Below are 24840 nucleotides of genomic sequence, written 5' to 3'. Positions count from 1 at the left end.
CCGGACCCCGCGCCCGGCACGACCGGTCGTACGCCGTAGGAGGGAAGGCCGGGCCCACCGCACCGCACCGCACCGTCACGGCACCCGGGCCCCGCCCCAGGGTCCTGGACGCGGGTGCGGGGCCCGGGTGCCGTGCCGTCCTTCAGTTCCCCGAGCCCGTCCCCGCGTGGGCGACCTCGGGGACGGGACGCCCGCCCGTGCCGTCTGCGTCGTTCCCGCCGTCCTCGGCGTCCCCGTCCCGCCCGAGCCAGGTCAGCAGCGGGCCCGTCATCGCGGTCGTCGCGACCGCCACCACCACCAGCAGCGAGTACCAGCGGCCGTCGAGCAGGCCCGCCTGCTTGCCCACGTTGAGTGCGATGAGTTCGGTCAGGCCCCGGGTGTTCATCAGCGCCCCGATGACCGCGCTCTGCCGCCAGCTCCCGCCGCTCAGGCGGGCGGCGAGCGTGCAGCCGCCGAGCTTGGCGACGACCGCCGTCCCGAACAGCGCGAGCAGCAGCAGCACGTCCACGCCGCCCAGCCCGCCGATGTCCACGGACCAGCCGGTGGTGATGAAGAAGACCGGAAGCAGCAGGCTGCCCGCCCGGTCCGCCCACGAGACCAGCTCCGGGTCGGGGGTGCCGTCCGTACGGCGCGGCATCAGCAGCCCGGCCAGGAACGCCCCGAACACCGCGTGCAGGCCGAGAACGCTGGTCGCCCACCCGGACAGCAGCGCCACCGCGATCAGCGGTCCGTCGCGCAGCGCCCCCCGGAGGGCGCCGGCGCGCCGCAGCACCGGCCGGGCCACCGCGGACATCGCCAGCAGATAGCAGGCCAGCAGCCCGACCAGCTCCGCCGCGGAGCGGCCGCCCGAACCGGCGAGTGCGACGACACCGGCCAGCAGCAGCCAGCCGACGACGTCGGTCAGCGCCGCGGCGGCCGTGGCCACCGTGCCCGGCGTCGTCGTGGACAGCCCGCGGTCGCGGACGATGCTCGCCAGGACGGGCATCGCCGTGATGGAGAGCGCGACCGCGAGATACAGCGGGAAGGCCCAGCCGTCGGGAACGCCCTGCGGCGCCAGGTCGCTGCCGAGGACGAGCCAGCCGAGCCCCGCGCCCGCCGCCATGGGGACGGCGAGCGCGGCGGCGGACACCGAGGTGACCGCCCGGCCCTGGTGGCGCAGCAGGGACGTGTCCAGCTCGCAGCCCACGGAGAACATGAACAGCACCAGCGCCACCTGCCCGAGCACCCCGAGGTGGGGCAGTGCCTCGACCGGAACCAGCGCGGAGCTGGGGTCGCCGGGGAACCGGCCCAGCACGCTGGGCCCGAGGACGATGCCCACCAGCACCTGGCCGATCACCGGCGGCTGCCCGACCCGGCGGGCCAGCGTCGAGAGCCCGGCGGCGAGGGCGACGACCACACCGGTGGCCGCCAGCACGCTCGACGTGATCTCCTCCGCACTCACCGGAGCGCCCCCGTACCGGCGACGGCGGGCGCGGTCATGCGGCCGGGCCCCCCTGCGCGGACACGGCGGCCCCGGCGTCCGCCGTCGCCGGCACGGCCCAGCCGAGACCGTCGGACGAGGCCACCAGACCGTCCTCGAACAGCGGCTTCTCCAGGGTGGTCGCACCGCCCATGGAGGCACGGGCCTGGACCTCGTTCATGCCCTGCATCACCTCCGTCACCACCTGGGTGCCGAACAGCTCGCCCATCCGCTCGCCGCTCTCGGTCTGCGCGGGACCGGTACGGGTGACCGCGTCCGCCAGCTCCCTGGAGGAGCCGCCGAAGCGCTCCTTGAGCCCCTCCAGGTCGGTCAGCGCCGACTCACCGGAGGAGACACCGCCGACCAGCTCCACGAAGGCCCGCAGATCGGTCGCCTCGGCCCGGGACACCTTGCGGGCCTGCCAGAAGTACGACTCCTCGTTGTGCTGCATGTCGTAGAAGGCGAGCAGGAACTCGTAGAACACGCCGTACTCGCGGCGGTAGCGGCGTTCGAACTCGCCGAAGGCGCGCTCCTCGTCCAGGCCGCCGGCGAGCGCGCTGTTGATCGAACGGGCCGCCAGCAGACCGCCGTAGGTGGCCAGGTGGACGCCGGTGGAGAACACCGGGTCGACGAAGCAGGCCGCGTCGCCGACCAGCACCAGGCCGGGCTGCCAGAAGCGCTCCATGGCGTACGAGTAGTCCTTGCGGACGCGCAGTTCGCCGTAGGGTCCCTCGGTGACGCGCTCGGCGTCCTGGAGGAATTCCTTGATCATCGGGGCCTGCTCGATGAACTGGGCCATGGCGCCCTCGGGGTCGCGCGAGAGGGTGCCGACCTGGGAGCGGTTGACGACCGCGCCGACGCTGGTGAGCGTGTCGGTGAGCGGGATGTACCAGAACCAGCCGTCGTCCCAGGCGCAGCACAGGATGTTGCCGGCGTCCGGTCCGGGCAGCCGCTTGCCGCCCTCGTAGTAGCCGTAGAGGGCCACGTTGCGGAAGAAGTCCGAGTAGTTGCGCTTGCCGACCGTGCGGGCGAGCCTGCTGTTGCTGCCGGAGGCGTCGACCACGTACCGGGCGGCGGTCTCGTGGGTGCGGCCGTCCTCGTCGGTCCAGCGCAGGCCGGTGATCCGCTCGCCCTCGCTCAGCGTGGCCACGGCCGTGCACCGCTCGCGGACCTCGACGCCGAGGCGGCGGGCGTTGTCCAGGAGGATCTTGTCGAACTTCATGCGCTCCACCTGGTAGGCGGTGGAGGTGGGGCCCGACATCAGCGGGGAGTAGGCGAACAGGAAGTTCCACGGCTCGGGGTTGGAGCCCCAGCGGAATGTGCCGCCGCGCTTCGGCATGAAGCCGGCCTTCTCCAGTTCCTCGGTCACGCCGAGGAAGCGGCACACGCCGTGGATCGTCGCGGGCAGCAGCGACTCGCCGATCTGGTGGCGGGGGAAGGACTCCTTCTCCAGCAGCAGGACACGATGGCCGGCCATCGCGACCAGGGCGGCGGTGGTGGAGCCGCCGGGGCCGCCGCCGACCACCACGACGTCGTAGGAGCCGGCGGGACCCGCCGTGGTGGTGTCGGTGGCGTGCTCGGGCGTGGACATGTGTTTCTCCCTGGAAGTGCGGCCGGAGCCGGTGGGATTGGCGGTTGCGTGTCGTGCGGGCCGCACGGGCCGGACGGCGGCGCCCGAGGGGATCGGGCGGGGCCGTCCGGCGGGGCGGCGGGACATGTGCCGTGGGGAAGGAGGTGTCGGAAACGGGGCCTGGGGCCCGGAGACGACCTGCCCGGCAACGCAAGTAAGGCTTACCTTAGTTGGCTGGCGGACGCCGGGTCAATCGCCGTCGGCGGCCGCTGCGGGCCCCCGTCCGGGACGGCCCGCAGGGCCGCGTCCAGCAGGGGACCGATCTCGTCCAGCGCACGCGCCGACATCACCTCGTCGTGACCGCAGTCCAGTACGTGCTCGGTCAGCGGGCCGTCGATGTGGGCGGGCCACACCAGGCCCGGTGCGTCCTCAGCGGGGGTGGAGCGCGCGGCGGTGAAGAACAGCACCGGGCCGCGGAAGTGGCGCGTACGGCTGCGCGAGAGCAGGCGCACACAGTGCACATTGGTGTCGACGACGGCGTGCAGCAGCTCCTCGTCGAACCCGGCGAGCAGGCCCTGGCTGTCCCGGATCGCGGCGACCGCCTCGGCGCGGCTCACCGCACGGCCGCTGTCGCCGTCGAGGCCGGCCACCGCCAGCAGGAAGCCGCTCTCCTCCCGCTCCAGCCGCTCCCGCCAGTCGGGGGAGTCGAGATGGGACCAGTCCTCCCGCTCGGGCGGGTAGGCGTCCAGCAGCGCGAGGAACGCCACGTCCTCGCCCCGCTCCTGGAGCATCGCCGCCAGCGTGTGCGCCACCGTGCCGCCGAAGGAGTATCCGGCGAAGTGGTACGGCCCCTCGGGCTGGACGGCGCGGATCTCCGCCAGGTACAGCTCGCACAGCCCGGCCACGTCCGCGACGGCGGGCAGTTCGCCCGACAGGCCCGGTGACTGCACGCCGTACACCGGCCGTTCCGGGTCCAGGTTCCGCAGCAGACCGGTGTACTGCCAGCTGAACCCGGAGGCCGGGTGGAAACAGAACAGCGGCGCTCTGGAACCCCGTTCGCGCAGCGGCAGCAGGACCCGCAGGGCGTCACGGCGGGCGTCGGTGCCGATCCGCGCGGCCACCCCGGCCACCGTCGGCGCCGACATCACCGTGCCGACCTGCACCGGCACGCCCAGCTCGGCGCGGATCCGGCCCACGAGCCGCATCGCCAGCAGCGAATGGCCGCCCAGGTCGAAGAAGTTGTCCTCCACGCCGACCCGTTCGAGCCCCAGCACCTCGGCGAACAGCCCGCACAGCAGCTCCTCGCGGGCGTCCTTCGGCGGGCGGCCCCCGCCCGTGTCCCCGAAGGCGGGCGCGGGTAGCGCGGCGCGGTCCACCTTGCCGTTGACCGTCAGCGGCAGCGCGTCCAGCGGGACGAACACGGACGGCACCATGAACTCCGGCAGCAGCGCCGACAGTCTGGCCCGCAGCGCGCCCGCCCCCGGGGCGTCCGGGGCGTCCGCGCCGCCGGAGGCGGCGACGGTGTACGCCACCAGCCGCTTCACCCCGCCGGGACCCGTGTGCACGGCGACCGCGGCGGCGGCCACCGCCGGATCGCCGGTGAGCGCCGACTCGATCTCGCCCAGCTCGATCCGGAAACCGCGGATCTTCACCTGGTGGTCGGTACGGCCCAGGTAGTCGAGCTGCCCGTCCGCCCGCCAGCGCACCAGGTCGCCGGTGCGGTACATCGGCGTGCCGGGCCCGCCGAACGGGTCGGCCACGAACCGCTCCGCCGTCAGCGCCGGGCGCCGGAAGTAGCCGCGCGCCAGCCCCGCCCCCGCCAGGTACAGCTCGCCCGGCACCCCGCGCGGCACCGGCCGCAGCGCGCTGTCGAGCACATAGGCGCGGGTGTTGTGGATGGGCCGGCCGACGCAGGAGGACGCGCTCGCTTCCGCGTCCGCGCCGAGCGCGTTGATGGTGTACTCGGTGGGGCCGTAGAGGTTGTAGCCCATGGTGCCCTCGGTGTCCCGCAGCAGCGTCCACAGCGAGTCGGGCACCGCCTCGCCGCCGAGCAGCACCAGCGTCGGCCGGTGCCGGTCCGCGTCCAGCAGACCGGCGTCGACCAGTTGCTGCCCGTAGGACGGGGTGACGTTGACGACGTCGATGCCGACCCGGTCGTAGTGCGCGGTCAGCGCCGCCGGGTCCAGGCGCAGCTCCTCGCCGATGACATGCACCTCGTGCCCGTCCACCAGCCAGAAGAACTCCTCCCACGACATGTCGAAGGCGAACGACACCGTGTGCGCCACCCGCATCCGGCGCCCGCCCGCCAGCTCCACGGCGGGGCCGAAGACGCGCTCGCGGTGGTTGAACAGCATGTTGACCAGTCCGGCGTAGGGCACCACGACCCCCTTGGGGCGGCCCGTCGAACCGGACGTGTAGATCAGGTAGGCCGGGTGCCGGCCGTCCCGGGGCGCGATCAGCTCGTCCTCGGTGACCGGCGCGCCCGAGCGGCCCGCGAGGTCCGCCGCGGTCGGCGGCGCGTCCAGCACCAGCGGCGGCACACCCGGCACGCTCGGCACCCGGCCGGCGACCGCCGTCGAGGTCACCAGGCACAGCGGCGCGGCGTCCTCGACCATCGCCGCCAGCCGGTCCACCGGATGGTCCAGGTCCAGCGGCAGATACGCGGCGCCCGTCCTCAGCACCGCGAACAGGGCGACGACGAAGTCCGCCGAGCGCGGCAGGCCCAGCGCCACCGTGCGCTCGGGACCGGCGCCCCGCTCGATCAGGACCCGCGCCAGACGGCAGGACCGCTCGTCCAGCTCGGCGTAGCTCAGCCGCTCGTCCTCGAAGACCAGCGCCGTCGCGTCCGGAGTGGCCGCGGCCTGCCCCGCGAACAGGTCGATCAGCGACACGTCCGGCACCGAGTGCCCCGTGTCGTCGCCCAGTTCCAGCAGCGCCGCCCGCTCCTCGTCCGCCAGCGCGTGCAGCCGGCCCACCGCGGTGGCACCGCCCGCCGCGAACTGCCCGACCAGTCGGCGCAGCCGGGCCGCCAGCTCCCCGGCGGTCGCCGCGTCGTACAGGTCGGGCCGGTACGCGAGGCTCAGCTCCAGCGAGGCGCCGGGCGTCACCGCCAGCGTCAGCGGGTAGTGGGTGCCGTCCACACTGTGCGTCCAGCCGATGCCGTACCGGGCGACGGCCTCCTCGCGGGCGGCGTCGTCCAGCGGCGTGTTCCGGAAGACGTACAGCGTGTCGAACAGGGTCCCGAGCCCGGTGGCCCGCTGGATACGGCCGAGACCCAGGTAGTGGTGCGGCAGCAGCTCGGCGTGCTCGCGCTGCACCCGTACCAGCAGGTCCCGCAGCGACTCGTCGGGGCGCAGCGTCACCCGGAACGGCAGCGTGTTCATGAACATGCCGATCATATGGTCGACGCCGGGCACGTCCGCCGGGCGGCCCGAGACCGTGGCACCGAACACCACGTCGTCCCGGCCGGTCAGCGCCGCCAGCGACAGCGCCCAGGCGGCCGACAGCACGGTGTTCAGCGTCACCCCGCAGCCACGGGCGAACCGCCGCAGCCCGTCGCTGAGTTCTGCGCCGAGCGCGATGTCCACCACCTCGGCGGTGACCGGCTGCCGCGCCGGGTCGGCCGGTGCGACCAGGGTCGCCTGGTCCAGCCCCGACAGATGCGCCCGCCAGGCGTCCAGCGCCGCCGAGGAGTCGGTGTCCGCGAGCCACCGCAGATAGTCCCGGTACGGCGTCACCGGGGGCAGTGAATCCAGGTCGCCGCCGCGCCCGTACAGCGCGAACAGCTCCTCGAAGAACAGCGACTCCGACCAGCCGTCGGTCAGGATGTGATGCTGCGTCACACACAGCATCCAGCGGTCCTCGGCGAACTTGAGCAGTGTCACGCGCATCAGCGGCGGCGCGGACAGGTCGAAGCGGGTCGCCGCGTCGGCGAGGGAGAACTCACGCTGCGCGGACCGCTGCGCCTCCTCGTCGAGACCGGTCAAGTCCTCGACGCACCACGGCAGTTCCCAGGCGGCCGGGACGGCCTGCACCGGCTGGGGCAGACCCTCGTGCCAGAAGCCCGAGCGGAGATTGGGGTGCCGGCGCAGCATCGCGTCGAACGCGGCCCGCAGCGCGGCCATGTCGACGGCGTGCCGCAGCTCCACGAAGTTCTGCATCAGATAGACGTCCAGCGCCCGGTCGTCGTACACCGCGTGGAAGTACAGGCCCTCCTGGAGCGGCGCCAGCGGCAGCACCTCGGCGATCTCACCGAACGCACCGGCGAGCACCGCCCGCCCGGCCGCGTCCGGGACCACCAGCGGCTCCCGGGACACGACCGGTGCGGCGCTGGCGTCCACAGCGCGGGCGGCGGTGGCCAGACCCGCCGGGGTGCGCTGCTCGAACACATCACGCGGGGAGAGCACCAGGCCCTCCTTGCGGGCGCGCGTCACCAGCTGGATGGAGACGATGCTGTCACCGCCCAGGGCGAAGAAGTCGTCGTCCACACCCGCCGAGGCCAGACCCAGAACCTCCGCGAAGACCCGGCACAGCGTCTCCTCACGGGCGTCGCGAGGCGCCCGGGACACCGCCGTCCCCGTCAGCACCGGAGCGGGCAGCGCGGCCCGGTCCAGCTTGCCGTTGACCGTCGTCGGCAGCGCCTCCACCACCACGACCGCCGCCGGCACCATGTGATCGGGCAGCACCGCCGCCAGCTCCGCGCGGACCGCGACCGGATCGGCGACGCCGGTCACATAGCCGACCAGCCGCTTGACCCCGGGAGTGTCCTCGCGCACCACGACCGCGGCGGACGCCACGCCCTCCAGCGCGACGAGCGCGGACTCCACCTCGCCCGGCTCGATCCGGTAACCCCGGATCTTCACCTGGTCGTCGGCCCGCCCCAGATACTCCAACTGCCCGTCAGTGCCCAGCCGTACGAGGTCACCGGTGCGGTACATCCGGGTGCCGGGCGGGCCGTAGGGGTCGGCGACGAACCGCTCGGCGGTCAGCGCGTACCGGCCCAGATAGCCGCGCGCCGTGCCGTGACCGGCGAGGTACAGCTCGCCCGTCGTCCCCGCCGGAACCGGGCGCAGCGCGCCGTCCAGCACATAGGCGCCGGTGTTGCCGATGGGCCGCCCCACGACCGGCGTGCCGCGCACGGAGAGGTCGGCGGCGAGCGCGTCCACCGTGTACTCGGTCGGCCCGTACAGGTTCACCGACATGACGCCACCGGCGTCCCGCACCTCGGACCACAGCTCCGGCGGCACCGCCTCGCCGCCGAGCAGCAGCAGCGCGGGCCGGTGGTGCGCGGCGTCCAGCAGGCCCCAGTCGAGCAGCTGGCGGGCGTAGGTGGGGGTCACGTCCATCGCGTCGATGCGCCGCCCGCGGACGTATCCCACGACGAACTCCGCGTCGCGGCGGCCTACTTCGTCCAGCACATGCAGCTCGTGCCCGGCGATCAGCCAGAACAGCTGCTCCCAGGAGGTGTCGAAGCTGAACGACGCCGTGTGCAGGGCCCGCAGGGTGCGCCCGCCCGCCGCCGCGACCACCGGAGCGAAGACCTCGCCGATGTGGTTCGCGTACAGGTTGGACAAGCCGCCGTGGGTGAGCACCACGCCCTTGGGGCGGCCCGTCGAACCCGAGGTGTAGATCACGTACGCCGGATGCTCCGCCACCACGTCCGGCGGCACGGGCACCGTCTCGGCCGCCTCGACCCCGGTCAGGGGCGCGTCCAGCAGGATCCGCTCCGGCCCGCCCGTCCGCGGCAGCAGACCGACCGCGTCGGAGGTGGTCAGCACGCACACCGGAGCGGCGTCGTCGAGCATGTACGCCAGCCGGTCCTCCGGATGGTCCAGGTCGAGCGGCAGATAGGCACCACCGGCCCGCAGCACCGCGAGGATCGCCACCACCGACTCCGCCGACCGCGGCACGGCGAGCGCCACCACCGACTCCGGGCCCACCCCGCGCGCGACGAGCAGCGAGGCCAGCCGCGCGGCCCGCCGCTCCAGCTCGGCGAAGGTCAGCGTCACCTCGCCCGCGACCACCGCGACGGCGTCCGGCGTCCGCGCCACCTGCTCCGCGAACCGGTCGGCGACCGTACCGCCCGGTACCTCCCGCACCGCGCCCCGCCAGCTCTCGCGCACCCGCCGGGACTCCGCCTCCGGCAGCAGCTCCAGGGTGCCGACAGCGACTTCGGGAGGCCCGGACAGTCGCTCCAGCGCCAGGGCCAGACGCCCGGCGAGCAGTTCCGCGTGCCGGGCGTCGAACAGGTCGGGGCGGTACTCCAGACGCAGCAGAGCGCGCTCCTCCAGCGCCACGGCGAGGGTCAGCGGATAGTGCGTGGCGTCACGCGCCTCCACCCCGGTCACCCGCAGCCCGCCGCCGACCGTGCGCGTCGCCCCCGGGTCCACGGGATAGTTCTCGATCACCACGAGCGTGTCGAACAGCTCCCGGCCGCCCGCCTGCTTCTGGATCGGGCCGAGCCCCAGGTGGTGGTGGGCGAGCAGCGCGTTCTGCTCGTCCCGGAACCGCCGCAGCAGCCCCGCCACGCTCTCCTCGGGGCGCGTCACCAGCCGGACCGGCACGGTGGTGATGAACAGACCGAGCATCGACTCGACCCCCGGTATCTCGTCCGGGCGGCCCGACACCGTCAGACCGAACACCACGTCCTGACGGCCCGTCACCTGACCTATGACCAGGCCCCACGCACACTGGATCAGCGTGCTCGGCGTCGTCCCGAGCCGCCGCGCGGCCGCCGTCAGCCGCGCCGTGGCCCCGGCCGACAGCTCCAGCGCGTGCACACCCGGCCGCACCGCCGGACGTGCCGGGTCGGCCGGCGCGACCAGCGTCGGCTCCTCCAGCGTCGCCAGCGCCCTCCGCCAGGCGGCCTCGGCCGCCGCCACGTCCTGCTTCTTCAGCCACTTCAGATAGTCCCGGTACGGACGCGCCGCGGGCAGCGCGGACACGTCGCCGTCGCTGCCGTACAGCGCCAGCAGATCGCCCACCAGCAGCGGCATCGACCATCCGTCCACCAGGATGTGGTGCACGGTGATCACCAGCCGGTGGTCGTCGTCGGCGACCCGGGCCAGCACCAGCCGCACCAGCGGCGGCCGGTGCAGCTCGAACCGCCGCTCCAGCTCGGCGCGTTCCAGCTCGGCCAGCGCCCGCCCGGCCTCCCCGGCGGCGGACAGATCGGCGCGATCGACACCGATGCGCACCTCCGCCGGCACGAACTGCACCGGCTGCGGCACCCCTTCGTGCCAGAACCCGGCCCGCAGATTGGGGTGCCGACGCAGCAGCGCGACCGCCGCCCGCTCCAGCCGGGCCGCGTCGACCGGCCCCGCCAGCGCCACCGTGACCTGCACGGTGTACACGTCGGCGGCGCCGCGTCCGGCGTCGTAGACGGAATGGAACAACATGCCCTGCTGCAAGGGGGACAGCGGCAGCATGTCCTCGATCCGAGCCTGCTTCACTGCTGGGCCCTCCACATTTCTTCGAGCATGGTGATCTGGTCCTGGTCGAGTTCGAGCAGGTCGAGGTCCGAGGGCGTGTGCCCGGCGGTCGTCCCGCCGTCCGCCCAGGCGGCAAAGGTGTCCAGCGCGTCCAGCCAGCCGTCCGCCAGCGCGCTGACGGTGCCCTGGGACAGGGCCTCGCCCGCCCACACGAACGACGCCGCGAGCTGCGGCCCCTCCGGTCCGCCCGTCACCTCCGCGACGACCTCCAGCGCGTGGGAGAGCGGCAGGGCCGGATCGGGGGCCACGGCCAGGGCGTCCGCCTCGGGGGCCGGACCCCAGTCGGCGGTGGCGCGGGCCGTCTGCCGGCCCAGGTAGTTCCACAGGACCTCGGCCGCGCCGGGACCGAACAGCCCCGCCGTACCGGCGTTCAGCCGGCGCAGCAGACCCGCGCCCACCCCGCCGTCCGGCACACCGCGCACCTGCTCCTTGACCTCCTTCAGAGCCGCGCCCGCGTCCTCGGACCCCGCCAGCACGGCCGCCGGGTCATAGGCGCGCGCCCCCAGCCGCAGCGGATACACCGAGGTCAGCCAGCCGACCGTACGGGTCAGATCGGCGCCCGGCACGAGATCCTGCTCCCGGCCGTGCCCCTCCAGGTCCACCGCGAACCCGGCCGCCTCCGCGGACCGGCCCGCACGGGCCGCCCAGTCGCCCACGGACACCGCGAACGCGGTCAGCAGGATGTCGTTCACCGTGCCGTGCACCGCCGAGGGGACCCGCTCCAGCAGCGGTGCCGTCCGCTCGGCCGACAGCCGCACATCGAGCCTGCGCGCCGTTGACACGGTGTCCCGCCCCGGATCCAGCGCCCGGTCGGTGAGCAGCCGCCCGCGCGGTGCCTCCGCCAGCCAGCGGTCCAGCTCCGCCAGCCGCCGCGCACTGTGCGCCTCGGCGAGCAGCCCGGCCGTCCAGGTCCGCAACGACGTCGGCACCGGCTCCGGCGCGGGCGCCCGGCCCGTCGCCGCGGCCTCCCAGGCCGCCCGCAGATCGGGCAGCAGGATCTGCCACGACACCTCGTCGACCACCAGATGGTGCGCCACCAGCAGCAGCCTGCCCGGCCCGGCCGGACCGGCATCGAGGAACACCGCCCGCACCGTCCGTCCGGCCACCGGATCCAGCTCCCCGGCCGCCCGGTCCGACTCGCGCGCCACCAGCTCACGCAGCGCCCCGTCACCGAGGCCCACGGCGTCCACCGTACGCAGCACCGAAGCGGCCTCTAGCGCGCCCACCGGCCGCACCTCGGCGCTCCACAGCCCCGGCCGTGCCACCGACAGCGCCAGCCGCAGCCCGTCGTGCCGGTCCAGCACCGCCTGGAGTGCCGTGACCAGATCGGCCGCGCGCACTCCGGCGGGCAGCCGCACCAGACGGGCCTGACAGAAGCGCTCGTACGGGCCGCCCCGGGCCGCCAGCCAGTGCGCGGCCGGAGGCAGGACCAGGGGCCCCGTGCCCACGTCCGCCGGGCGCGGAGCCGCACCGGTCTCCTCGGGCGCCACGACCGCGGCGAGCGCGGCCGGTGTCGGATGCTGGAACACCTGGCGTGCCGTGACGGTGAGCCCGGCCTTGCGGGCGAGGCTCACCAGCCGGATCGAGACGATGCTGTCGCCGCCCAGCTCGAAGAAGTTGTCCTCGACGTCCACGGCCGGCAGCCCGAGCACCTCGGCCATCAGCCGGGCGAGCACCTGCGCCGCTCCCGCTCCCGCTCCCGAGGAGACGGACCGGGCCGCACCCGAGGGCACGGGCAGAGCACGGCGGTCGAGCTTGCCGTTCGTGCTCAGCGGCAGGGCGTCCAGAGCCACGAAGAGCGCCGGGACCATGTACGCGGGCAGCCGCTCCGCCGCATGGGCACGCAGCTCGTCCGGTACGACGGCCGCACCGGGCGCGGGCACCACATAGGCGACGAGCTGCTGCACCCCCGGCCGGTCCTCGCGGACGTGTGCGACGGCTTGTGCGATGCCGGGTGCTTCGGTCAACGCGGTTTCGATTTCTTCGAGTTCGATGCGTTGGCCGCGGAGTTTGATCTGGTGGTCGGTGCGGCCGAGGTAGGTGAGGGTGCCGTCGGGGTTCCAGCGGGCGAGGTCGCCGGTGCGGTACATGCGGGTGCCGGGGGTGCCGTGGGGGTCGGCGGTGAACCGTTCGGCGGTGAGGGCCGGTTGGGTGAGGTAGCCGCGGGCGAGTTGGGTGCCTGCGAGGTAGAGCTCGCCGGGGACGCCTATGGGGACGGGCTGGAGGTGGGTGTCGAGGACGTAGACGCGGGTGTTCCAGACGGGTGTTCCGATGGGTATGGAGTAGCTGTTGTCGGTGGTGTGGGCCGGGGCGCGGGTGACGTCCACGGCCGCCTCGGTGGGGCCGTACAGGTTCTCCAGCGCGACCGGGCGCGGTGCGGCCGAGGCGTGGAACCTGGCGGCCAGGTCCGCCGAGAGGGCCTCCCCGCTGCACACCACGAGTCGCAGGCTCGGGCAGTCGGACAGCTCGGTCTCCGTCAGGAAGGCGGCGAGCATCGAGGGCACGAAGTGGCAGACGGTGACGGCCTGTTCGCGGATGAGCGCGGCCAGGTAGTGCGGGTCGGTGTGCCCTTCGGGCCGGGCGACGACCAGCGGCACGCCCTGCGCCAGCGGCCAGAACAGCTCCCACACGGAGACGTCGAAGGTGGTGGGTGTCTTGAGCAGTACCCGGTCCGTCGTGGTGAGCTGGTAGGTGTCCTGCATCCACTGGAGGCGGTTGACGATGGCCGCGTGCTCGATCAGTACGCCCTTGGGGCGTCCGGTGGATCCGGAGGTGAACAGTATGTAGGCCGGGTGGGACGGCAGCAGAGGTGCGAGCCGGTCGGCGTCGGTGACGGCATCGGACCCGAAACCCGCCAACTCTTCGTTCACAGCGGGCGAGTCGAGCAGTACAGCACCGGGCCGGAGGCGTTCGGGCAGTGTGCCGAGTGAGGCCCGGTCCGTGATGACGCACACCGGTGCGGCGGTGTCGGTCATGTAGGTGAGCCGGTCGGCGGGCAGGGCGGGGTCGAGTGGCAGGTAGGCGCCTCCCGCGCGTACGACGGCGTGCAGGGCGACGAGGAGTTCCATGGAGCGGGGGAGGGTGACGGCGACGACGGACTCGGGGCCGACTCCCCGGCCGATGAGCAGCCGGGCCAGCCGGTTGACCCGCTCCTCGAAGCCGCCGCGGGTCAGGAAGGCGCCGTCGAAGAGCAGCGCGGTGGCCTCGGCATCGCGGGCGCCGCCCGCCACGAGATCGGCGAGGGTGGCGGGACCGTCCAGGACGCGAGCGGTGTCGTTCCAGCCTCGCAGCACCTGTTCCCGCTCGCCCGAGTCCATGACCGGGAGGGCGGAGAGCGTCTGCCCCGGGTCGCCCGCCACCGCGTCCAGCAGCCGGACCAGCCGCCCGGCCAGCCGCTCGACGCTCGCGGCCTCGAACAGGTCCGTCGCGTACCGCACCCCACCGCTGATCCGGCCGTCCACCGGGGAGCCGCCGAAGGCGAACTCCAGGTCGAACTTGGACCCGCCGATCTCCACCGGCAGTTCGTCCGCCGGCACCCCGAACAGCTCCGCCACTTCGGTGGTCGTCGAGTGATAGGTCACCATCGTCCGGAACAGCGGGTGACGCGCCCCGGCGGACCGCCCGACAGCGTCGGCCACGGCCTCCAGCGGAAGGTCCGCGTGCGAGAACGCGGCGAGATCCGCGTCCCGCACCCGCTCGACCAGCTCGGCGAAGGCGGGATCGCCGGACAGATCGGCCCGCAGCACCAGCGTGTTGAGGAAGAACCCGACCAGGGTGTCCACCTGCTCGTCCTCCCGCCCGGACACCGGAGTACCGAGGGGTATGTCGTCACCGGCGCCGAGCCGGTGCAGCAGGGCGGCGACCGCCGCGTGCACCACCATGAACACGGTCGCGCCGCTCTCCCGCGCGATCCGGGCCAGCTCCGCACCCGTACGCGGGGACACCTCGAACAACACCACGTCACCTTCGTGCGAGGGGGTGGCGGGGCGCGGCCGGTCGGTGGGAAGCGGTACTTCCTCGGGCAGACCGGCGAGGGTGTGGCGCCAGTACGCGGTCTGGCGGGCGGCCGGTGAGCGGGGGTCGTGGGGGTCGCCGAGGAGGTTGCGCTGCCAGAGTGCGAAGTCGGCGTACTGGAGGGGTAGTTCGGGGTAGTCGGGGGTGGTTCCGGTGCGTCGGGCGCGGTAGGCGGTGTCGAGGTCGGTCAGCAGGGGGCCGGTCGACCACTCGTCGGTGGCGATGTGGTGCAGCAGCACCACCAGCACATGGTCGTCGTCCGCCGCGCTCAGCAACGCGGCCCGCAGCGGGATCTCCCGCGCCAGGTCGAAGACGTGCCCGCCCGCCGCGACGGCCTCCTCGGCCAACCGGTCCACGGCGACCGCGCGCACCGCGAACGGCACCCGGCACTCCTCGGGGGCCAGCACCCGCTGGTACGGCTCCCCGTCGACCTCGGTGAACACCGTGCGCAGCACCTCGTGCCGGGCGACCAGGTCCGCGAGGGCGGCTTCCAGCGCCTCCGTGTCGACCGGGCCCCGCAGCCGGACCGCGAGCGGCACGTTGTAGGTCGTCCCGGGGCCCTGCACGCTGTCGATCAGCCACAGCCGACGCTGGGCGTACGACAGCGGCAGCAGCGCCGGCCGCTCGGCCGCCCGCGTCAGCGCGGGCCGGCCCGACGCCGTGCGCTCGGTCAGCCGCGCCGCCAGCCCGGCCACCGTACGCGCCTCGAACAGGTCGCGTACGGCACACTCCACCCCCAGCGCGGCGCGCAGTCGGCTCACCGCGCGCGCGGCCAGCAGCGAGTGCCCGCCGAGCGCGAAGAAGTCGTCCTCCACCCCGACCGACGTCCTCTCCAGCAAGGCGGCGAAGACGCCGGCGATCACCTCCTCGCGTGCGGTGCGCGGCGCCCGGAACACGCCGGTCTCCGCCTGCGGCGGTGCGGGCAGGGCGCGGCGGTCGAGCTTTCCGTTGGCCGTCAGCGGCAGGGTGTCCAGCGTCACGAAGGCACCGGGCACCATGTACTCCGGCAGCCGCGAGGCGGCGTGGGCCCGCAGCGCACCGTGGTCCGGGGCATGGGCACTGCCCGGCACCGGCACGACGTACGCCACCACCTGCTGACCCTCGTGGACGTGTGCGACGGCTTGTGCGATGCCGGGTGCTTCGGTCAGCGTGGCTTCGATTTCGCCGGGTTCGATGCGTTGGCCGCGGAGTTTGATCTGGTGGTCGGTGCGGCCGAGGTAGGTGAGGGTGCCGTCGGGGTTCCAGCGGGCGAGGTCGCCGGTGCGGTACATGCGGGTGCCGGGGGTGCCGTGGGGGTCGGCGGTGAACCGTTCGGCGGTGAGGGCCGGTTGGGTGAGGTAGCCGCGGGCGAGTTGGGTGCCTGCGAGGTAGAGCTCGCCGGGGACGCCTATGGGGACGGGCTGGAGGTGGGTGTCGAGGACGTAGACGCGGGTGTTCCAGACGGGTGTTCCGATGGGTATGGAGTAGCTGTTGTCGGTGGTGTGGGCCGGGGCGCGGGTGACGTCCACGGCCGCCTCGGTGGGGCCGTACAGGTTCTCCAGCGCGACCGGGCGCGGTGCGGCCGAGGCGTGGAACCTGGCGGCCAGGTCGGTCGGCAGGGCCTCCCCGCTGCACACGACCAGCCGCAGGCTCCGGCTTGTGCTGAGGTCGGAGTCGGCCAGGAACGCGGCGAGCATCGACGGGACGAAGTGGCAGACGGTGACGCCTTGTTCGCGGATGAGCGCGGCCAGGTAGTGCGGGTCCTTGTGCCCCTCGGGTCGTGCGATCACGAGGGTGCTGCCGAAGGCGAGCGGCCAGAAGAGTTCCCACACGGAGACGTCGAAGGTGGTGGGTGTCTTGAGCAGTACCCGGTCCGTCGTGGTGAGCTGGTAGGTGTCCTGCATCCACTGGAGGCGGTTGACGATGGCCGCGTGTTCGATCAGTACGCCCTTGGGACGTCCGGTGGATCCGGAGGTGAAGAGCACGTACGCCGGGTGGGACGGCAGCAGAGGTGCGAGCCGGTCGGCGTCCGTGACCGAGTCCGCCGCGAACCCCGCCAACTCCTGTTCCACGGACGGCGCGTCGAGCAGCACGGCAGCCACTCGGAGGCGTTCGGGCAGGGAGAGGAGCGAGGACCCGTCCGTGACCGCGCACACCGGTGCGGCGGTGTCGGTCATATAGGTGAGCCGGTCGGCGGGCAGGGCGGGGTCGAGTGGCAGGTAGGCGCCTCCCGCGCGTACGACGGCGTGCAGGGCGACGAGGAGGTGCACGGAGCGGGGGAGGGCGACGGCGACGACGGACTCGGGGCCGACTCCCCGGCCGATGAGCAGCCGGGCCAGCCGGTTGACCCGCTCCTCGAAGACTCCCCGGCTGACCGGCGTGCCTTCGTGTACGAGCGCGACGGCCTCGGGCTCGCGGGCGCCGCCCGCCACCAGACCGGCGAGGGTGGCGGGTCCGTCCAGGGTACGAGCGGTGTCGTTCCAGCCTCGCAGCACCTGTTCCCGCTCGCCCGCGTCCAGCAGCTCCAGCCGCGCCAGGGGGGCGTCCGGTGCGGCCACCACCCGCTCCAGCAGCCGTACCAGCCGGGACAGCAGCCGCTCGGCGCCGGAGCGCTCGAACAGGTCGAGGGCGTAACGGACTCCGCAGGTCAGCACCGGGCCGTCGGCGCCCGGCAGCCGCCGGAAGAGGATCTCCAGGTCGAACTTGGCCGCACCGGCGCGGACCGGGCACTCCACCGTGTCCGCGCCCAGCAGCCGGCTGTGGTCCGGGCCGCCGCCCTCGTAGGCCACCATCGTCTGGAAGAGGGGGTGGCGGGCGAGCGTGCGGTGCGGGTCGAGGGCCTCCACCATGCGGTCGAAGGGCAGATCGGCGTGGTCCAGGGCGGCCAGGTCGGTGGCCCGCACCCGGGCCAGCAGGTCCGTGAAGCTCGGGTCGCCGGAGAGGTCGGTACGGAGCACGAGAGTGTTGACGAAGAAGCCGACGAGGCCGTCCAGCGCGGTGTCGGAACGCCCGGCGACCGGGGCGCCGAGGGGGATGTCGTCACCGGCGCCGAGCCGGTGCAGCAGGGCGGCGACCGCCGCGTGCGCCACCATGAACATGGTCGCCCCGGAGTCCGCCGCGAGCCGTTCCAGCCCGGTCAGCACCTCCTCGGACAGCTCCACGGTCAGGGTGCCGCCCCGGTGGGAGGGGACGGCGGGGCGCGGCCGGTCGGTGGGGAGCGTGAGTTCCTCCGGCGCCCCGGCGAGGGCCTGGCGCCAGTATGCGGTCTGGTGTGCGGCTGGTGAGCTGGCGTCGTCGGGGTCGCCGAGGAGGTCGCGCTGCCAGAGTGCGAAGTCGGCGTACTGCAGGGGCAGTTCGGGGTAGTCGGGGGCGGTGCCGGTGAGCCGGGCGCGGTAGGCGGTGTCGAGGTCGGTCAGCAGGGGGCCGGTCGACCATTCGTCGGTGGCGATGTGGTGCAGCAGCACGACCAGCACATGATCGTCGTCCGCCACGTCGAGCAGCGTCACCCGCAGCGGCGGACCGGCGGTCAGGTCGAAGGTGCCGGTGGCGGCGGTCTCCACCGCCTGCTCCAGATCCGCCGCGGCGACCGGGCGTACCGCGAACGGCACCCGGCACTCCTCGGGGGCCAGCACCCGCTGGTACGGCTCCCCGTCGACCTCGGTGAACACCGTGCGCAGCACCTCGTGCCGGGCCACCACGTCCGCGAAGGCCGCCTCCAGCGCCCGTACGTCGAGCGCGCCGCGCAGCCGCAGCGCGACCGGGACGGTGTAGGTCTCGCTCGGTCCCTCCACCTGGTGCAGGAACCACAGCCGGCGCTGCGCGTACGACACCGGCACCGGTGTGGGACGCTCGGCGGCCCGGGACGGCGCCGGACGGGCGGTGGCCGACCGCTCGGCGAGCCGGGCGGCGAGCGATCCGACCGTACGGGTCTCGAAGACGTCCCGCACGGAGCAGGCGGTGCCCCCGTCGCGGACCAGGGCGGCGACCCGGGCGGCGAGCAGCGAGTGCCCGCCGAGGGCGAAGAAGTCGTCGTCGGCGCCGACGGCGGACACGCCCAGGACCTCGGTGAACACGGCGGCGAGCCGCTCCTCCACCGGTCCGCGCGGGGGCCGGGAGGGCTCGGCCGCTGCGAGCACCGGGGCGGGGAGCGCGGCCCGGTCCAGCTTGCCGTTGACGTTCGTCGGCAGTACCTCCAGCGGTACGACGGCCGCCGGGACCATGTACTCGGGCAGTTCGGCCGCCAGATCGCGGCGGAGCGCGGCGGGCTCCGCCGTGCCGGTGACGTAGGCGACCAGGCGGGGCGCCCCGGGGGTGTCCTCGCGGACCACGACCGCGGCCGAGGTGACACCGGGGCGGGCCGCCAACGCCTGCTCGATCTCGCCGAGTTCGATACGGAAGCCGCGCAGCTTGATCTGGTCGTCGGCGCGTCCGAGGAATTCCAGCAGGCCGTCCGGGCGCCATCTGGCGAGGTCGCCGGTGCGGTACATGCGGGTGCCGGGCGGCCCGTAGGGGTCGGCGACGAACCGCTCGGCGGTCAGGGCATGGCGGCCCAGATAGCCGCGCGCGTGCTGCGCACCCGACAGGTACAGCTCGCCCGGCACCCCGGGCGGCACCGGGCGCAGCCGCGCGTCCAGCACCTGGGCGCGGGTGTTGTCCAGGGGGCGGCCGACGACCGGGGTGGCGCTGTCGGTGACCCGGGCCATGAGCGCGTCCACCGTGAACTCGGTCGGACCGTAGTAGTTGACCGTCTCCACCCCCGGAACCGCCGCCAGTTCCGACCACAGCGCGGGCGGCACCGCCTCGCCGCCGAGCAGGAACAGCGGCGGCCGCCAGGTACCGGTCAGCAGTCCGGCGTCGAGCAGTTGACGGGCGTAGGACGGGGTGACGTCCAGGGTGTCGATGCGGTGCTCGCGGACATACGCGACCACGGTGTCCGCGTCCCGGCGGCCGAACTCGTCCAGGATGTGCAGTTCGTGCCCGGCGACCAGCCACAGCAACTGTTCCCAGGAGGAGTCGAAGGCGAACGACGCCGTGTGCAGCGCCCGCACCCGCCGGCCCAGCCGCTCGGCGACCGGCCGGTACAGGGCGCGCTCGTGGTCCCGGTACAGGTTCGTCAGCCCGGCGTGGTGCAGTCCGACGCCCTTGGGGCGGCCGGTCGAGCCCGAGGTGTAGATGACGTACGCGAGGTGTCCGGGGCCGGCAGCACGGGGAGCGGGCAGGTCCATGGCCGTGCCGAGGCGGGCCGTGAACGCGGGCTCGTCCAGCAGCAGCCGTGTCACGCCCGGCAGTTCGGGCACCGAAGCGGCGACATCCGTGGACGTCAGCACGCACACCGGTGCCGCGTCCCGGAGCATGAACTCCAGCCGGTGCGCCGGGTGGTCCAGGTCCAGCGGAAGGTAGGCGCCGCCCGCACGCAGTACGGCGAAGGCGGCCACCACCGCGTCGGCCGAGCGGGGCAGCGCGAGCGCCACCACGGTGTCCGGGCCGACGCCCTCGGCGGACAGTGTCCGCGCCAGCAGCTCCACCCGGTCGTCCAGGCCGGCGAAGCTGAGCCGGTCCGCGCCGCAGACCAGGGCCGTCGCCTCGGGGGTGTGGGCCGACCGCTGGGCGAGCAGTTCCACCACGGTCTCCACCGGAACCGGGCGGGCGGTGGCGTTCCACTCCGCGAGGCGCTCGCGCTCGGTGGCGTCGAGCAGGTCGTACCCGGAGACGGGGAGCGCGGGATCGGCGACCGCCTGTGCGAGCAGGCGCAGGAGGCGGTCCGCCAGCCGTTCGGCCGTGGGGCGGTCGAAGAGGTCGGCGGCGTAGAACACCTCCAGGTCGATGTCGTCGGCGTGTGCCGTGTCGGAGAACGTGAAGTCGAGGTCGAACTTGGTGGTGCCGGGGTCGATCCGGTCCACGCGGGTGTCCCGGCCGAACAGCCGGCGCACGTCCTGGGTGACCGTGCTGTGCGACACCATCGTCTGGAAGAGGGGGTGGCGGGCCAGGCCGCGATGCGGGTTGACGGCCTCGACGACCTTGTCGAAGGGCAGGTCGGCGTGGTCCAGTGCGGTGAGGTCGGTGGTCCGGACCCGCTGGAGCAGGTCGGCGAAGCTGGGGTCGCCGCTCAGGTCGGTGCGCAGGACCAGGGTGTTGACGAAGAAGCCGACGAGGTCGTCCAGCGCGGTGTCGGTGCGTCCGGCGACCGGGGTGCCGAGGGGGATGTCGTCACCGGCGCCGAGCCGGTGCAGCAGGGCGGCGACCGCCGCGTGCACCACCATGAACACACTGGTGCCGCTCTCCCGCGCCAATCCGCGGATGCGGGAGGCGAGTTCGGCGGGAAGCGCGCGGTGCACCATGCCGCCCGCCTGACCGGGCCCGGCCGGACGCGGCCGGTCGGCGGGCAGCGCCAGCTCCTCGGGCAGACCCGTCAGCACCGCACGCCAGTGGTCCGCCTGCCGGGCGGTCGGCGAGTCGTCGCCGCCGTCGAGCAGGGCGCGCTGCCAGAGCGCGAAGTCCGCGTACTGCACGGGAAGTTCCGGGAACTCGGGTGCGGCCCCCGTGGTCCGCGCCGCGTAGGCCGTCTCCAGGTCGCGCAGGAAGGGGCCCATGGACCACTCGTCGCTCGCGATGTGGTGCAGCAGCACCACCAGCGCCTGCTGCCCGGTCGCCGGGTCGCGGAGCAGCGTGACCCGGACGGGCGGTTCGGCCGCCAGGTCGAAGAGGTGCCCGAGGGCCCGTTCGCGTTCAGCGTCGAAGCGGGCCTCGGACGTCTCCACGACTCGCAGCCGCACGCCCGCCTCTCCGGGGGAGAGGATCCGCTGATACGGCTCCCCGCCCGCCTCCGCGAACACGGTGCGCAGTGTCTCGTGGCGGGCCACGACGTCACCCAGCGCCGCGTCCAGGGGGCCCGGGTCCAGGGGCTCGGTGAAGCGGGCCGCGAACGGGATGTTGTAGGCGGCGCTCGGGCCCTGCATCTGGTGCAGGAACCACAGCCGCCGCTGGGCGTGCGACAGGGGCAGCCGCTCCGGGCGGGCGGCGGCCGTCAGCGGCGGGAGCGTGGAGCCGTCCCGCCCGGCCAGCCGCTCGGCCAGCGCCGCGGCCGTTCGCGCCTCGAACACGTCACGGATGCCGCACTCGGTGCCCAGCGCGCCGCGCACCCGGGCGATCACCCGGGCGGCGAGCAGCGAGTGCCCGCCGAGGGTGAAGAAGTCGTCGTCCGGGCCCACCGAGGGCAGGCCGAGCACGTCGGCGAGGATCCCGGTCAGGATCTCCTCCCGGGCACCGCGCGGCGCCCGCGCCCCGGCCGTGGTCAGCCCGGACAGGTCGGGGGCGGGCAGCGCGCGCCGGTCGACCTTGCCGTTGGCGGTCAGCGGGAAGGCGTCCAGGACCACCACGGCCGAGGGCACCATGTACTCCGGCAGCCGGGCGGCCGTCAGCTCCCGCAGGGCGACCGGGTCCGGCACCCGGCCCTCGCCCGCCGGGACGACGTACCCGACGAGATGCTGTGTCCCGGGCACGTCCTCACGGACCACGGCCACCGCACGGCCCACGGACTCCGCCGCGCCCAGCACGCTCTCGATCTCGCCGAGTTCGATGCGGAAGCCGCGCAGCTTGACCTGGTCGTCGGCCCGGCCGACGTACTCGATCCGCCCGTCCGGGCGGCGCCGCACCAGGTCGCCGGTGCGGTACATGCGGGTCCCGGGCGGCCCGTAGGGGTCGGCGACGAACCGCTCGGCGGTCAGACCGTGGCGGCCCAGATAGCCGCGCGCGAGCTGCGCGCCGGCCAGGTACAGCTCCCCGGGCCGCCCGTTCGGGGTGTGCCGCAGGGAGCCGTCGAGGACATGGGCGCGGGTGTTCCAGAACGGGGTGCCGATGTCGGGCGTGCCCGTGTGGCCGGGGGAGAGGGCGGCGGAGGTGGCCCATACGGTGACCTCGGTCGGGCCGTAGACGTTGGTGACCTTCCTGGCGGTCCGGGTCAGCCGCTCGGCCAGGTCCGCGGGGACCGCCTCGCCGCCGACCAGCACGGACGTGCCGACCAGGGCCGCCGGGGCCCCCTCGGCGAGCAGTGCCTGCCACAGCGACGGGGTCGCCTGCATCACCGCCGGCCGGTGGGCGTCCACCAGGGCGGAGAGGGCGGCCGGGTCGCGCACGGTGTCCCGGTCGGCGAGGACCACGGTGGCGCCGCTGATCAGCGGCACCCACAGTTCCAGCGCCGCGATGTCGAAGGAGACCGTGGTGACCGCGACCAGGGTGTCACCGGGGCAGAGGGCCAGTTGGTGCGCCTGCATGCGCAGGAAGTTGGCGAGCGCGGAGTGCGGCACCACCACGCCCTTGGGGCGTCCGGTGGAGCCGGAGGTGTGGATGACGTACGCGGGGTGCGCGCCGTCCGGCGGGCCGAGCCGCTCGGCGTCGGCGACCGGGTGCGCGGGCAGGGCCGCGAGGGCGGCCAGGGTGTCGGGAGCGTCCAGGACGACGGTCTCGGTGCCCGGCACGTCCGGCGCCGAGGGGGCGGCGGCCAGGGTGGTCAGCACACACACCGGGCGGGCGTCGCGGACCATGTGGTCCAGCCGGTCGGCCGGGTAGTCCAGGTCCAGGGGCAGATAGGCGCCGCCCGTCCGCAGCACCGCCAGCAGGGCCACCAGCAGGTCCGCGGTGCGCGGCAGCGCGATGCCGACGTAGGACTCGGGCCCGGCACCGCGCGCGATCAGCAGCCGGGCGATCCGGTTCGCGCGCTCGTCCAGCTCCGCGTAGGTCAGTTCCCGTCCGTCCGCGACGACGGCGGTCCGCGCGGGGTGCGCCGCTGCCTGTGCGGCGACCGCGTCCACGACCGTGCCCGGTTCCACCTCCCTGGCGGTGGCCTCGGCCGCGTCCCGCAGGGCGCGCCGGGTCCAGCCGTCCACCAGCTCGGGCGCGCTCACCGGGGTGCCGGGTCCACCGGCCGAGAGTTCCGCCAGGAAGCGGTTGAACTCGGCGCTGCGCGCGGCGAGTTCCTCCGCGCCGTAGGCGAGCGGGTTGGCGTCCAGCTCGAAGCGTATGTGTCCGTCGGCCGCGTCGTGGTACAGCCCGAGGGTGAGGTCGTGGACGGGTCCGGCGGCGATGTTGTGCGCGGTGCCGGGCGCGCCCGCGAAGTCCAGGGCGTAGTCGAAGGCCTTGATGTTCACCATCGGGCCGAGCAGCCCCTGTTCCCGGCCGACGAGTCCGAGGTCGCGCCGGATGTCCTCGGCCCGGTAGCGCTGGTGGGCGCGGAGTTCGCGGACCAGCCGGGCGGTCCCGGCCGTCAGCTCGCCGATGCCCGTACCGGGCCGGACCGGCACGCGCAGCGGCAGCACGTTCACCACCATCGCCGGCACCCACAGGGCCGCCGAGCCCAGCCGGGACATGGCGGGCAGGGACAGCAGCACGTCCCGGGAGCCGGTGGAGCGGTGCAGGAACGCGGCGAACGCCGCCGTCACCGTGTCCGCCCAACTCGCCCGTGCGGCACGGCCGATGGCGTGCAGGCCGGCTGTCGCCTCCGGGGTCAGCACGGCGCCGTCGCGCAGGAAGGTCTGCGAGGCCGGGTGCGCGGCACCGGCCAGCAGTTCCGGTTCGGGCCGGTCGGCGAGCCGCGAAGACCAGAACTCCCGGTCCGCGACGGCCTGTTCGGAACTCCGGTAGGTCTGTTCCTCGGCGACCACGTCGGCCAGCGGCCGGAAGGGCGTGGGCTCGGGCTCCTCGCCCCGGACCAGGGCGGTGTACACCTGGGCGACGCGCCGGGAGACCAGGGAGAAGGCGTAGGCGTCGAGCGCGATGTGGTGGGCGCGCTGGTACCACAGGGCCCGGTTCGGGCCGACCAGGTGCAGCGCGTACGCGAACAGCGGTCCGGTGGCCGGGTCGACGGGACGGCCCATGTCGGAGCGCATCAGCTCCAGCGCCGCCGCGTCGGGGTCCGTGGCGTCGCGGTGGTCCACCACCCGCAGCGCCGGGCCGTCGAGCGCGGCGCCGTGCGGGGCGGGGAACTGCCAGGGCTGGCCCGCCCCGTCCTCCTCGAACCGCACCGTGAGCGCCTCGCACTCCCGGACCGTGCGGCACACGGCCGCCTCGAAGGCGGCGACCTCGACCGGACCGTTGATCTCCACGTACTGCCCGACGTTGTAGACCGGGGAGTCGGGGGCCAGCCGCTGGCCGTACCAGACGCCGGTCTGGGCTCCCGTGAGGGGGAGTCGCCGCTGGGCACGCTCGGTCATGGGTCTCGCTCCAGGGTGGGGCGCGGCACGATGGGGCATCGTCCGCAGGGGAGGGGCAGGGGTCGGGGCGCCGCGGTGGGACGCGCGGCGCGGCGGAACGGACGGGAGGGCCCGCAGGCTCTT

At 74.2% G+C, this 24840-nt stretch carries 4 protein-coding genes; all 4 read right to left on the bottom strand.

What is annotated here, in order from left to right:
- Nucleotides 1-142: 142 nt before the first annotated feature.
- The 4 genes from R4Z62_RS00385 to R4Z62_RS00370 all read right to left on the bottom strand — a co-directional run bounded on the left by R4Z62_RS00385 (nt 143) and on the right by R4Z62_RS00370 (nt 24717).
- The gene (locus R4Z62_RS00385) at nt 143-1441 is read right to left on the bottom strand and encodes a cation:proton antiporter (RefSeq protein WP_382846442.1); all 1299 of its coding nucleotides are present in this window, start codon (nt 1439-1441) and stop codon (nt 143-145) included.
- A 34-nt stretch (nt 1442-1475) separates the two neighbouring features.
- Nucleotides 1476-3050 (bottom strand): tryptophan 7-halogenase, encoded by a 1575-nt coding sequence (locus R4Z62_RS00380; RefSeq protein ID WP_382846440.1) that lies wholly within the window; start codon nt 3048-3050, stop codon nt 1476-1478.
- Between the two features lie 200 nt (nt 3051-3250).
- Nucleotides 3251-10456: an amino acid adenylation domain-containing protein gene (locus R4Z62_RS00375; RefSeq protein WP_491521815.1), complete on the bottom strand. Its 7206-nt coding sequence runs from the start codon at nt 10454-10456 to the stop codon at nt 3251-3253.
- 20 nt (nt 10457-10476) lie between these two features.
- Complete coding sequence (locus R4Z62_RS00370; protein WP_491518785.1) at nt 10477-24717, bottom strand: amino acid adenylation domain-containing protein; 14241 nt, start codon at nt 24715-24717, stop codon at nt 10477-10479.
- Between the last annotated feature and the right edge of the window lie 123 nt (nt 24718-24840).

Source organism: Streptomyces sp. PL-25, assembly GCF_058344915.1.
The sequence above is the reverse complement of the archived record's forward strand: the minus strand, read 5'-3'. Positions and strand labels throughout refer to the sequence as shown.